Annotated in this window: 12 protein-coding genes, 1 pseudogene and 1 riboswitch; of the genes and pseudogenes, 7 read left to right on the top strand and 6 right to left on the bottom strand. The window is 40.3% G+C overall.

Features of this window, described 5'->3' with window-relative positions:
- Positions 1 to 411 precede the first annotated feature (411 nt).
- A complete protein-coding gene (purH, locus tag M997_RS00005) occupies positions 412 to 2001 on the top strand; it encodes a bifunctional phosphoribosylaminoimidazolecarboxamide formyltransferase/IMP cyclohydrolase (RefSeq protein ID WP_064718075.1) in 1590 nt (529 codons plus the stop codon).
- A 12-nt stretch (positions 2002 to 2013) separates the two neighbouring features.
- Entirely contained in the window at positions 2014 to 3303 is a 1290-nt protein-coding gene (gene purD, locus M997_RS00010) for a phosphoribosylamine--glycine ligase (RefSeq protein WP_064718076.1), read from the top strand.
- 23 nt (positions 3304 to 3326) lie between these two features.
- On the opposite strand, the gene M997_RS00015 is transcribed toward purD, so the two are convergent.
- The 6 genes from M997_RS00015 to nudC all read right to left on the bottom strand — a co-directional run bounded on the left by M997_RS00015 (position 3327) and on the right by nudC (position 7769).
- Positions 3327 to 3989 carry a DUF1481 domain-containing protein gene (locus M997_RS00015; protein ID WP_239994726.1) on the bottom strand — a complete coding sequence of 221 codons (663 nt, stop codon included), beginning with the start codon at positions 3987 to 3989 and terminating at the stop codon, positions 3327 to 3329.
- Between the two features lie 44 nt (positions 3990 to 4033).
- Positions 4034 to 4306: an HU family DNA-binding protein gene (locus M997_RS00020; protein WP_064718078.1), complete on the bottom strand. Its 273-nt coding sequence runs from the start codon at positions 4304 to 4306 to the stop codon at positions 4034 to 4036.
- Between the two features lie 190 nt (positions 4307 to 4496).
- A complete protein-coding gene (locus M997_RS00025) occupies positions 4497 to 5087 on the bottom strand; it encodes a YjaG family protein (RefSeq protein ID WP_064718079.1) in 591 nt (196 codons plus the stop codon).
- A 74-nt stretch (positions 5088 to 5161) separates the two neighbouring features.
- A complete protein-coding gene (gene nfi / locus M997_RS00030; protein WP_064718080.1) occupies positions 5162 to 5830 on the bottom strand; it encodes a deoxyribonuclease V in 669 nt (222 codons plus the stop codon).
- Entirely contained in the window at positions 5823 to 6896 is a 1074-nt protein-coding gene (gene hemE, locus M997_RS00035; protein WP_064718081.1) for a uroporphyrinogen decarboxylase, read from the bottom strand. Before hemE ends, nfi begins: the two co-directional genes overlap by 8 nt.
- Positions 6897 to 6980: 84 nt before the next feature.
- Positions 6981 to 7769, bottom strand: a complete 789-nt coding sequence (gene nudC / locus M997_RS00040) for an NAD(+) diphosphatase (protein WP_064718082.1) — start codon at positions 7767 to 7769, stop codon at positions 6981 to 6983.
- A 151-nt stretch (positions 7770 to 7920) separates the two neighbouring features.
- On the opposite strand from nudC, the pseudogene M997_RS17885 reads away from it, so the two are divergent.
- The 5 genes and pseudogenes from M997_RS17885 to thiS all read left to right on the top strand — a co-directional run bounded on the left by M997_RS17885 (position 7921) and on the right by thiS (position 12429).
- Positions 7921 to 8595: pseudogene (locus tag M997_RS17885) on the top strand (HAD family hydrolase).
- 44 nt (positions 8596 to 8639) lie between these two features.
- Positions 8640 to 8762: riboswitch (TPP riboswitch) on the top strand.
- A 131-nt stretch (positions 8763 to 8893) separates the two neighbouring features.
- A complete protein-coding gene (gene thiC / locus M997_RS00050) occupies positions 8894 to 10858 on the top strand; it encodes a phosphomethylpyrimidine synthase ThiC (protein WP_064718083.1) in 1965 nt (654 codons plus the stop codon).
- Positions 10842 to 11489, top strand: a complete 648-nt coding sequence (gene thiE / locus M997_RS00055; RefSeq protein ID WP_064718084.1) for a thiamine phosphate synthase — start codon at positions 10842 to 10844, stop codon at positions 11487 to 11489. Before thiC ends, thiE begins: the two co-directional genes overlap by 17 nt.
- Complete coding sequence (locus tag M997_RS00060; protein ID WP_064718085.1) at positions 11483 to 12232, top strand: HesA/MoeB/ThiF family protein; 750 nt, start codon at positions 11483 to 11485, stop codon at positions 12230 to 12232. The genes thiE and M997_RS00060 overlap by 7 nt, the downstream gene beginning before the upstream one ends.
- Entirely contained in the window at positions 12229 to 12429 is a 201-nt protein-coding gene (gene thiS, locus M997_RS00065) for a sulfur carrier protein ThiS (RefSeq protein ID WP_064718086.1), read from the top strand. The genes M997_RS00060 and thiS overlap by 4 nt, the downstream gene beginning before the upstream one ends.

Raw genomic sequence — 12429 nt, forward strand, 5'->3', positions numbered from 1 at the left:
AATTCTACATCTTCCTCATTCAGTGTCAAGCGTTATTTTATAAGGCTTTTCACTTTATTTTTTGTTCTCTCGGCTAACTCACTTAGCGTGGTTTGCCGTGACAACGAGGACGCATTATAGGGAGTTTTCTGAGGCTGGCAATAGTTTTTTTAAGAAAAAAAATCGTTTGCTTAATTCCACAGCAAAACCCCCACTTATACCACTTTATCAACAATTTTATCCACAGACTGATATTCCATTCAAATTTCGAATGCCAAACGCAAACGTTTGCGTTATTATGCGCACTAAATAAGTTAGATTGATTTTGTGTTCAGCTTCTGAAATGTTAGTTAAGCAAACACAATTTCGCTGTATTAATGTGATTTAACTTCACCATCATTACCGTAATACGAAAACCAAGGGATAAAACTCATGCAACATCTTCGTCCTATCCGCCGTGCACTATTAAGCGTGTCAGATAAAACTGGTATTTTAGAATTTGCTAAAGCGCTTATTGAAAGAAATGTAGAACTATTATCGACTGGCGGAACTGCGCGTCTATTAGCAGAAGCAGGTTTACCTGTTATTGAAGTCTCCGATTACACAGGTTTTCCTGAAATGATGGATGGTCGAGTTAAAACATTACACCCTAAAGTACATGGCGGCATTTTAGGTCGCCGCGGACAAGACGATGCAATAATGGAAGAACACCATATTCGCCCTATCGATATGGTAATTGTTAATCTTTATCCTTTTGCTAAAACGGTTGCTCGTACCGACTGTACATTAGAAGACGCTGTAGAAAACATTGATATCGGTGGGCCAACCATGGTTCGCTCTGCCGCAAAGAATCATAAAGATGTCACTATCGTAGTAAATAGTAATGATTATGAAAGAGTGATTGAAGAAATGGATAATCACGAAAATAGTCTTACTTTAGATACCCGCTTTGACTTAGCGATAAAAGCATTTGAACACACCGCAGCTTATGACAGCATGATCGCAAATTACTTTGGTCAAAAAGTTGCACCTTATTATGGCGACACTTCACAGCTATCAGGTCATTTTCCTCGTACATTGAATCTTAACTATATAAAGAAGCAAGATATGCGTTATGGAGAAAATGCTCATCAGCAAGCTGCTTTCTATATAGAAGAGAATATAGAAGAAGCATCAATTGCGACAGCCGAACAATTACAAGGTAAAGCGCTTTCTTACAACAACATTGCTGATACTGATGCGGCATTAGAATGTGTGAAATCTTTTTCTGAACCAGCATGTGTTATTGTGAAACATGCAAACCCTTGTGGCGTTGCTATTGCGAATAGCCTCGTACAAGCGTATGACAACGCATTTAAAACCGATCCAACCTCTGCATTTGGCGGTATTATTGCTTTCAATCGCTCATTAGATGCAGAAACAGCAAGCGCGATTATCGAACGTCAATTTGTTGAAGTCATTATTGCTCCTTCTATTAATAAAGAAGCGTTACCTATTTTAGAAACTAAACCTAACGTTCGCGTATTAGTTTGTGGTCAATGGCAAGAAGCAAAACCTGCATTCGATTTTAAACGTGTAAATGGTGGGCTTTTAGTACAAGATCGTGACTTGGGTATGGTTAAAGAAGAAAACTTAAGAGTCGTTACACAACGCCAACCTAGTGAACGAGAATTAAAAGATGCTCTGTTCTGTTGGAAAGTCGCTAAATTTGTTAAATCAAATGCCATTGTTTACGCCAAGAATGATATGACTGTCGGGATTGGCGCAGGACAAATGAGTCGAGTTTATTCCGCCAAAATTGCAGGAATTAAAGCGGCTGATGAAGGTTTAGAAGTTGCTGGCTGCGCTATGGCATCAGATGCATTTTTCCCATTTAGAGATGGTATTGATGCAGCGGCACTTGCAGGCGTAACTTGTGTTATTCAACCTGGCGGTTCAATTCGTGATGATGAAGTTATTGCTGCTGCAAATGAACATAACATTGCGATGATCTTTACAAACATGCGCCATTTCCGCCACTAATAGGATATCAATATGAAAATTTTAATTATTGGTAATGGTGGTCGTGAACATGCTCTTGCATGGAAAGCCGTTCAATCACCACTTGCGGCACAAATTTTTGTCGCACCAGGTAATGCAGGAACCGCATTAGAAGCCGGCGTAGAAAATGTTGCCATCGCCGCAACAGATATTTCCGCTCTCGTTGAATTTGCTAAAGAAAATGATATCGGACTTACTATTGTTGGTCCAGAAGCACCACTTGTTATTGGTGTCGTTGATGCATTTAAAGAAGCTGGATTAACGATTTTTGGCCCAACTAAAGGTGCAGCACAACTTGAAGGTTCAAAAGCATTTACTAAAGATTTTTTAGCGCGTCACAACATCCCAACAGCGAGCTATCAAAACTTTACTGAAGTCGCACCTGCTTTAGACTATTTAAAGAAAGTCGGTGCGCCTATTGTCATTAAAGCTGATGGTTTAGCAGCAGGAAAAGGTGTCATTGTTGCAATGACTGAAGCTCAAGCCGAAAATGCGATTAAAGATATGCTTGCGGGTAATGCTTTTGGGGATGCAGGTCATCGTATCGTCATTGAAGAATTTCTTGATGGCGAAGAAGCCAGTTTTATTGTCATGGTTGATGGCGAAAATGTTATCCCGATGGCAACCAGCCAAGATCACAAACGCGTTGGCGATGGCGACACTGGCCCAAATACAGGTGGAATGGGCGCTTATTCACCAGCCCCCGTTGTTACTGATGCCATCCACCAGCAAGTAATGGAAAAAGTGATTTATCCAACAGTAAAAGGTATGGCGGCAGAAGGTCACCGTTATCAAGGTTTTCTTTATGCGGGATTAATGATTGATAAACAAGGCGTCGCTAAGGTTATTGAATTTAACTGCCGCTTTGGTGATCCAGAAACTCAACCTATTATGATGCGTATGCAATCAGATTTAGTCGCGCTTTGTTTGGCTGGCGCAAAAGGCGAATTAAAAGGTAAAGCGTCAATTTGGGATCCTCGTCCTGCTTTAGGTATTGTGATTGCTGCCGGTGGTTATCCTGCTGATTATCACCAAGGTGATGTTATTTATGGTTTACCTCAAACATCATCAACAACAGCAAAAGTATTCCAAGCAGGCACGGTATTAAATGATAAAGGTGAGGTTATCACTGCTGGCGGTCGTGTTTTATGTGCTACGGCCTTAGGTGATGATATCGAACAAGCACAAAAAAATGCTTATGCTTTAGCAAAAGATATTCATTGGAATGGTAGTTTTTATCGCCATGATATTGGCTATCGTGCTATTGCACGTTTAAAAAAGTAAGCTAAAACGACAAAAGGGAGTTATTACAGACTCTCTTTTGTTGGTTCCCATTTACAAAAATCATGTTCAGCAACCATCAATAACTGTTTGCCTTCTGGCGAATCAAGCCATGCTACATAAACAGGTTTATTCGAATTTAGTGCCCGTCTCTTTAGCCAACGCTGCTCTGGGGCTTCAAATGTCACATTCACTTTTTCACCAGCACATGTTGTCATGGTATTTTGGCTCCAAACACCTTGTACTAAATTAACTTGTCCAATGGTTAATGCTTCACTGATTTCACGCTCTTTTAATGCTGAGAAAACCATGATTAGGCGTTCATCTTCGCTTAACTGTCGTTTTTGACCTTGATTTTCTTGCTGCATAAAAATCGTTTCGCCATGTTGATTTAATCGAAGATGCCAAGAGGAAGGATTGGTAGGATTTACAATTTCACTGCGGACTTGCCAGAGCTGATTTTGGCGATACTCATAGAATGTGATGATGGTTTCAGGTTTTTTATAAAAACTATACACACTCATTATAACTTGAGGCTCTGACGCTGGATTATTAAGGCGCCATAACCTAACAACACCTTCGTCCGCAATATAGCCGGTTGCAGAAAACTCAGGAAGTCGTGGAGTTGAAGAGCAGGCGCTGAGCAAAGACGCTAATCCTATAGCAAACAGCCCCTGTCGTTTCAACAAAAGGGGAATAACTCCCCCTCTATTGTTCATTCCGTTCAAAGGAATTATTTTACAGCGTCTTTCAGTGCTTTACCGGCAGTGAATGCAGGAACGTTTGCTGCTGCAATAGTAATTTCTTTGCCAGTTTGAGGATTACGACCTGTACGTTCTGCACGGTGATTCACCTTGAATGTACCGAAACCAACTAACTGTACAGAATCGCCTTCTTTCAGAGCACCTGTTACTGAATCGATAAACGCTTCAATAGCAGCTTTTGCTTGAGTTTTTGTCAGATCCGCTTTTTCAGCAACTGATTCGGTTAATTCAGCTTTGTTCATAAAATAGTCCTTAAAGTATGTTTTATCGTTTGAAAAACATCTGGTGAAAAAACTTAATGAATATTTTTAAAGTACTGATTAAGTAAAAACACCTGAGCCACTTCTGTTCGTTCCCAATGTAGAACATACACTGGGGTGATGTGAAGTCTTTAAACGTCGCTTTTCAAGCACTAAATCACGTTTTTCTGATTTAGTGTGTTAATTCTATACCGATATTGCTCATTCCAGCTTCGCGAAGGTCTGTTCGCAGACCTTTTATCAGTTCAATATCTCGTTCTTCGCACTCAACCAACAGGCGATAAATTTCCCATTGGATATCAAATTCATCAATAACCGCAGGAAGATTTTTCAGTTCTTCCTCGCTCATTTCCCTTTCTGCTTGTGTCATTTCGAGTGCTGCAACCGTACCAACAGATACTTTACTTACTTCAATAGCGTGGCTTAATGATTCTCCACTTAAACGGGAATGTACTATTTCGCTTAGCGCAACACAGGCATCAATGGCGGGATAAACACCATAAATATCAAATTGAGATGCATCAGGAATAGCTTCTTCTAGCTTTTCCAACTGTGAATCAAAATTCACCTTTGCATCTTTTACCGTTAAAGTTTCCCAAACCAAATCGAGAATACGACGATAAAGCATTGGATCAGTAAATCCTGTTTCACGGCAAAATACCTGATAATTCGGATACATGCGCTCACACAGGCATGCCATAAACGTCAGGTGTTGCCAGCCTTCAAGCTTTTCTAGACGTAAATGGATTGGGTTCTTCAACATTCGTAATTACTCATTTTCTTAACTTAGCCGCAGTTTACCTGAAAATTCAGAATATCCACATATTTCCCGACTATTTAGAGCTTATTCTTATTCAATCGCTCAAATATTCGCCTATTTGAAGCTATACCGTCAGCCCAACGAGTTGGTTCAGGCAATCGATAGCCTTTCATGCAGCGCTCAACCCACGCTAACGCACTCTTCATACTCACTTTATGACCTGGAGAAATATAGAGTGGTTTACATTTTTTCTTACTGCGATAAATCCACCCTATTTGTTCATCTTTATCCATTAACGTTTCATAGCTTCCAACATCTTCACTTAAAGGTTTATCAACACCACATAAGCGACTTTTCGCGACACCAATAGTCGGCGTATCAACAAGCAAACCAAAATGACTTGCAACACCAAGTCGCCTTGGATGAGCGATACCTTGCCCATCGACAAAAATAAGTTCAGGCTTTTGTTTTAATGCCTGCCACGCTTTTAATAACGCTGGACATTCACGAAAAGAAAGTAAACCTGGAATATAAGGAAGTGATGTGGGAATTCGCGCTATTTGGTATTCAAGAATTTCAAAAGAAGGGTAATGTAATATAACGATAGCAGCGCGAGTGACTGCGCCACCGTCTTCAAAACCAACATCAGCACCTGCGATATAAGTAGGTGCTGAATATTGATCGGTTAAAATAATTTGTTGAGCTTTTTCTGTCTGCTCTTGACGCAGTTGTTGAGTATTAATCATTGTCCTGATGATAAGGCTTTGATAAACGGTGAACCGCATCAATAAACGTACCCGCATGTTCAGGTGGAACGTCTTGATGAATACCGTGCCCAAGATTAAAGACATGGCCATTACCTTTGCCATATCCAGCAAGGATGGTTTCAACTTCCTGTTCAATTCTTGCTGGCGGCGCATAAAGCATTGAAGGATCCATATTACCTTGTAATGCAACTTTATCGCCGACTCGACGGCGTGCATCTTCAATATCAATCGTCCAATCTAGACCTAATGCATCACAACCTGTTGCTGCCATGGCTTCTAACCAGCGTCCACCACCTTTAGTAAATAAAGTGACGGGGACTTTTCTACCATCATATTCACGAATAAGACCATCAACAATCTTATGCATATAGTTGAGTGAGAACAGTTGGTAATCGCGTCCTGTTAATACGCCACCCCATGTATCAAAAATCATAATAGATTGGGCGCCCGCTTTAATTTGAGCATTCAAATAAAGGATAACGCTATCTGCCAGTTTATCCAGTAATAGATGTAACGCTTGTGGCTCGGCATACATCATTTTTTTAATTTTTGTAAATGCCTTGCTGCTTCCGCCTTCAACCATATAAGTGGCAAGTGTCCAAGGGCTACCAGAAAAACCGATTAACGGAATACTACCTTGTAATGCATGACGAATAGCACGTACTGCATTCATCACATAACCTAATTCATCTTCAGGATCAGGAACAGGTAATTTTTTAATATCATCAAAGCATTTTATTGGCGAATGAAAACGAGGGCCTTCACCCGTTTCAAAATAGAGCCCCAATCCCATTGCATCAGGAATAGTTAAAATATCAGAAAATAAAATGGCAGCATCAAGAGGAAAGCGTCTTAATGGTTGCAGTGTGACTTCACATGCGAGCTCTGTATTTTTGCACAATGAGATGAAATCCCCCGCCTGTGCCCGTGTTTCCTTATATTCAGGAAGATATCTGCCTGCCTGACGCATCATCCAAACTGGGGTGACATCAACAGGTTGGCGCAACAGCGCACGTAAATAGCGGTCGTTTTTCAACTCACTCATGACTAACTCCATTAACAGTAATAGGGCCGCAAAATAGCTTAGATTGTAACATGTTAGAAAAATAACTGTTGGCAGACTGCGCCTTTATTTATTTCTTGTTTCATCTTGACGAATATTCGCTATCGTATCTTCGATTAAACGCCTAGCAATGGTATCTGATGGTGGAATTTGTGGTAATTTATCATAGCGATACCAACCTGCACTCGTTAATTCAGCCGGATCATGACGTAACTCACCACCGTCATAATCAGCTAAAAAGCCCATCATTAAAGAATGAGGAAAAGGCCAAGGCTGAGAAGAGACATACCGAATATTACGAATACGGATATTACTCTCTTCAAAAACTTCACGTGCTACCGCTTCTTCGAGGGTTTCTCCTACTTCGACAAAACCCGCTAACACAGTATAAAGAGGCGAGTGTTTATGTCTTACATGATGAGCTAATAAAATTTTATCTTGGTTTCTAATGCCCACAATAATACAAGGGGCGATTTGTGGATAATAACGTTCGTGGCAGTTATCACATAAACAAGCCCATTCACTTTCACTATGTCTCATTTTAGAACCACAGTAACCGCAATAACGATGAGAACGGTAAAATTCGGCTAACTGTACACCTCTGCCAACAAGCTTAAATAATTTTTCGTCTTGAGAAGCTATCAGTCTAGGCGAACACATATCGTTATCCATTTTGCCATGAATAAGCCAAACATTTTCCCCTTGCCATTCACCAACAACTTTGGCTTGTTTACCTGTTAACCCCCAATTCTGAGCAGTTCCAAAAGGTAGATCGCCTTGAGGTAACCAAACTCGCCCACCAAGGCTAACAGTCCACCAGCCTTTTTCTGATCCGGTTAATGTATATAAATGCATAACGATGATTCTATCCAAAATAATGATATAGACTAGAGGATACTCTCTTTAAACCAATTATCTCAATCTATCATGTAAAATCCTTATAATTCAGTACTATTTTTTAATGAAAATATATAAAAAAAATTAATGAAGAATAAGTTAGATAACTATGAATAAAAAAAAATCTCTCGCCATTTTTGATCTTGATGAAACATTATTGTGTGGCGATTCAAGTCGCTTATGGACAAATTATCTTTGGGATAGAAAAATTGTTCAAGACCCTGCTTTTTTAGCTCTTGATTCTCAAATGATGAAGGACTACTACGCAGGTAAACTCAATATTGAACATTACCTTTTTGAACATATGTCTTATTTCAACCAATTTACTGTAGATCTGATTAATCACTGGGTTAATGATTATATTCAAACTGTTATTAAACCATTACTTTACCCCCAAGGGATCAATATTATTGCTCAATATCAACAAGAAAATATTCCCGTTATTATCATTTCAGCTACGATGTCTTTTCTGGTTCACCCTATCGCAAAATTACTCAATACAGATGCCTCTATGGGTATTGATATGTAAATAAATAACGGCTATTACAACGGTAAAATTGAAGGAATACCAACATTTAGAGAAGGTAAAGTGACACGATTAGCTCACTGGAAAAATAAGAATAACATTAATAATAATTATATATATTTTTATACTGACTCTAGTAACGATCTCCCATTATGCTATCAAGCTGATGAGGTAATTACTGTTAATGCTGATGTTCTCTTAGCCCAAATCGCAATAAATAACGGTTGGAAACAATCACGCTGGGATTTAAATCAATAATTGATATCGGACTTGTAGTTTTTAAAATCTTTCATATACTGGACATCTTCTTGTCGGAGTGCCTAGTGTTTATAAGGTTGTTATAAGCACAGGCTGAGACCGTTTATTCGGGATCCGCGGAACCTGATCGGGTTAATACCCGCGAAGGGAACAAGAGTGATTCGACCTTTTGATAGCATTTACACGTATATTTTTTACACACCTATCTGTCGATACTCCCTGCGACCTCCAGACAAGCATTTTTCTCAATATCCACCCGACAAGCCTCGTGCTTGATTGATATTTATTAGGAAATGCTATGTCCACAAAACAATCTATATCTGTTAAAGATATTTCACCAACAGCAACGACTATTTCAGAAAAACAGCGTCCGAGAAAAGAACAGCGCGATGCGGCTCAAGCCTTTATCAGCACCATTCAAGGCGTCAGTTTTCCCAATTCAAATCGCATTTACCTTGAAGGCAGCCGCGCTGATATTCAAATTCCAATGCGTGAAATTCAGTTAGCTCAAACGCTAACCGGTGGTACAAAAGAAAGCCCTATTTTTGAAGATAATGAACCTGTTCCGGTTTATGACACATCAGGCCCTTATGGCGATCCAACCTCTCAACTCGATGTAAATAAAGGCTTAAAAAAGATACGTCAGCCTTGGATTGATGAGCGTAAAGATACCGAAGCCTTAACACTGCTTAGTTCTGATTTTACCCAGCAGCGTCTTTCTGATGCGGGACTAGAGCACCTTCGCTTTCCTTTAAAACCAAGCCCTAAAAAAGCATTATCTGGAAAAAGAGTCACCCAGCTACACTACGCACGGCAAGGTATTATCACACCAGAAATGGAATTTATCGCTATTCGTGAAAATATGGGTCGGGAACGTATTCATAGCGAAGTATTACGCCAACAACATGCTGGCTTTAGCTTCGGTGCTCATCTTCCTGACAATATTACACCTGAATTTGTACGCCAAGAGGTCGCTGCGGGTCGTGCGATTATTCCTGCCAATATCAATCACCCTGAATCAGAGCCAATGATTATTGGCCGTAATTTCTTGGTAAAAGTGAATGCAAATATTGGTAATTCCTCAGTTACCTCTTCAATTGAAGAAGAAGTAGAGAAATTAATTTGGTCTACGCGTTGGGGTGCCGATACCGTAATGGATCTCTCGACAGGTCGTTATATTCATGAAACCCGTGAGTGGATAATTCGCAATAGCCCCGTGCCTATTGGTACTGTACCAATTTATCAAGCATTAGAAAAAGTAAATGGCGTTGCAGAAGATCTCTCATGGGAAATATTCCGTGATACTTTACTTGAACAAGCAGAGCAAGGTGTAGATTACTTCACTATTCATGCAGGTGTTCTGCTGCGTTATGTGCCAATGACAGCTAAACGTTTAACAGGAATAGTTTCTCGTGGTGGTTCAATTATGGCGAAATGGTGTTTATCGCACCATAAAGAGAACTTTCTCTATGAACACTTCCGTGAGATTTGTGAAATTTGTACTGCTTATGACGTTTCATTATCACTGGGTGATGGTTTAAGACCTGGTTCTATTCAAGATGCCAACGATGAAGCACAATTCTCTGAGTTACATACCCTTGGTGAATTAACCAAAATTGCATGGGAATATGATGTTCAAGTTATGATTGAAGGCCCGGGTCATGTCCCAATGCAGATGATCCGCCGCAATATGACTGAAGAATTAGAACATTGTCATGAAGCACCATTCTATACATTAGGGCCTCTCACAACGGATATCGCACCGGGTTATGACCATTTTACCTCTGGTATCGGTGCCGCAATGATTGGTTGGTTTGGTTGTGCGATGCTTTGCTATGTCACCCCTAAAGAACACCTTGGCTTACCCAATAAAGAAGATGTTAAACAAGGTCTTATCACTTACAAAATTGCGGCTCATGCGGCCGATTTAGCCAAAGGACATCCCGGTGCTCAAATTCGTGATAATGCGATGTCTAAAGCACGCTTTGAATTTAGATGGGACGATCAGTTTAATTTAGCACTTGATCCTGAAACTGCACGCAAATATCACGACGAAACCTTACCTCAAGCATCAGGTAAAGTTGCCCATTTCTGCTCAATGTGTGGCCCTAAATTCTGTTCAATGAAAATTACTCAAGAAGTACGCGATTATGCCGCAGGTATGGAGCAAATGTCGCAAGCCTTTAAAGAACATGGTAGCGAGCTTTATCATAGTGCAGAAATTGCCAGTACAGAGGTTGCTGATAATGAACAGATCCTCTAGCGCCCCTTTTGCATTAACAGAAAAAAAATTGGGGCTTTATCCTGTTGTTGATTCCATTGAATGGATTGAACGCCTGTTAAAAGCAGGCGTTACTACTATCCAATTGCGTATCAAAAATAAGCAACCGACAGAGGTCGAACAAGATATTATCGCAGCAATAAATTTAGGCCAGCATTATAACGCTAGGCTATTTATCAATGATTATTGGCAACTTGCGATTAAACATCACGCTTATGGTGTGCATCTTGGCCAAGAAGATTTGAATATTGCAGATCTCAATGCTATTAGACAAGCGGGGTTACGTCTTGGCATTTCCACTCACGACGAATTCGAGCTGGAAAGAGCAAAAGCTTTACACCCTTCTTACATTGCACTCGGTCATATTTTCCCAACCGACACCAAAGAGATGCCATCTCAACCACAAGGGTTAGTTGCTCTTCGTAAACAGGTTGAACAAACCACCGATTATTCCACTGTGGCTATTGGTGGGATCTCATTAGAAAGAGTGCCAAGTGTAGTTGCAACAGGTGTTGGTGGTGTTGCTTTAGTCAGTGCCATTACAAAAGCAGTCGACTGGCAACAAGTAACACAGAAATTATTAGAATTAGTAGAGGGAAAACCATCATGCTAAATGATAATGATTTTATGCGTTATAGCCGACAAGTGATGTTAGAAGACTTTGGCTTAGAAGGCCAAAATAAGCTTCAGCAAGCCAAAGTATTAATTGTCGGACTAGGTGGTTTAGGCTCTCCTGCTGCACTTTATCTTGCGGGCGCTGGTGTGGGTGAACTTATTTTGGTTGATGATGATGTTTTACATGTTTCTAATCTTCAGCGTCAAATCCTATATCGCACTAAAGATATTCCTGATGCCAAATCAGATATCGCAAAGCAATCACTACTCGCGTTAAATCCTGATATCACCATTACCGCTTACAAACAAAGGCTTGATGATGATGTGTTACCTGATTTAGTTAAACACGTCGATTTAGTCCTTGATTGTACTGACAACATGCTCACTCGACAGGCTATTAATCGTGCTTGTGTTGCTCAGCAAACACCACTTGTTAGCGGCAGTGCCGTTGGTTTTAGTGGCCAGCTAATGGTGTTTGAACCCCCTTTTATTCAGGGGTGCTACCACTGTCTTTATCCTGATGAAACTGAGCCACAAAGAAATTGCAAAACAGCTGGAATTTTAGGCCCAGTGGTTGGCGTTATTGGTACACTTCAAGCGCTTGAAGCGATTAAATTGCTATCTGGCTTACCGAGTTCTCTCAGCGGAAAACTTCGTCTTTTTGATGGAAAAAAACAAAATTGGAGTACGTTGCGTTTAACGCCATCAAAAACATGTTCTGTTTGTCGAGGGTTAGCATGAATATTACCGTAAATGACGAACAACTATCTCTGGATATGCCTGTCACTATCAGTCAGCTCCTTATTCAGTTAGAGCAGCCACCAATAGGCGTGGCGCTCGCCATCAATGAAACCATTGTTCCTCGTGAAAATTGGGACACTCATTTTATTAATGATGGCGATACGATCCTTCTCTTTCAAGCAATTGCAGGGGGCTGA

It is taken from the genome of Proteus hauseri ATCC 700826 (assembly GCF_001654965.1).
In the GTDB taxonomy this organism is placed as follows: Bacteria; Pseudomonadota; Gammaproteobacteria; order Enterobacterales; family Enterobacteriaceae; genus Proteus; species Proteus hauseri.

Excerpts from the sequence above, each read along its gene's own strand:
- purD (WP_064718076.1), top strand. The coding sequence starts at position 2,014 with ATGAAAATTTTAATTATTGGTAATGGTGGTCGTGAACATGCTCTTGCA.
- M997_RS00060 (WP_064718085.1), top strand. The coding sequence starts at position 11,483 with ATGCTAAATGATAATGATTTTATGCGTTATAGCCGACAAGTGATGTTA.
- M997_RS00020 (WP_064718078.1), bottom strand. The coding sequence starts at position 4,306 with ATGAACAAAGCTGAATTAACCGAATCAGTTGCTGAAAAAGCGGATCTG.
- thiE (WP_064718084.1), top strand. The coding sequence starts at position 10,842 with ATGAACAGATCCTCTAGCGCCCCTTTTGCATTAACAGAAAAAAAATTG.
- thiS (WP_064718086.1), top strand. The coding sequence starts at position 12,229 with ATGAATATTACCGTAAATGACGAACAACTATCTCTGGATATGCCTGTC.
- M997_RS00025 (WP_064718079.1), bottom strand. The coding sequence starts at position 5,087 with ATGTTGAAGAACCCAATCCATTTACGTCTAGAAAAGCTTGAAGGCTGG.
- nudC (WP_064718082.1), bottom strand. The coding sequence starts at position 7,769 with ATGCATTTATATACATTAACCGGATCAGAAAAAGGCTGGTGGACTGTT.
- hemE (WP_064718081.1), bottom strand. The coding sequence starts at position 6,896 with ATGAGTGAGTTGAAAAACGACCGCTATTTACGTGCGCTGTTGCGCCAA.
- thiC (WP_064718083.1), top strand. The coding sequence starts at position 8,894 with ATGTCCACAAAACAATCTATATCTGTTAAAGATATTTCACCAACAGCA.
- nfi (WP_064718080.1), bottom strand. The coding sequence starts at position 5,830 with ATGATTAATACTCAACAACTGCGTCAAGAGCAGACAGAAAAAGCTCAA.
- purH (WP_064718075.1), top strand. The coding sequence starts at position 412 with ATGCAACATCTTCGTCCTATCCGCCGTGCACTATTAAGCGTGTCAGAT.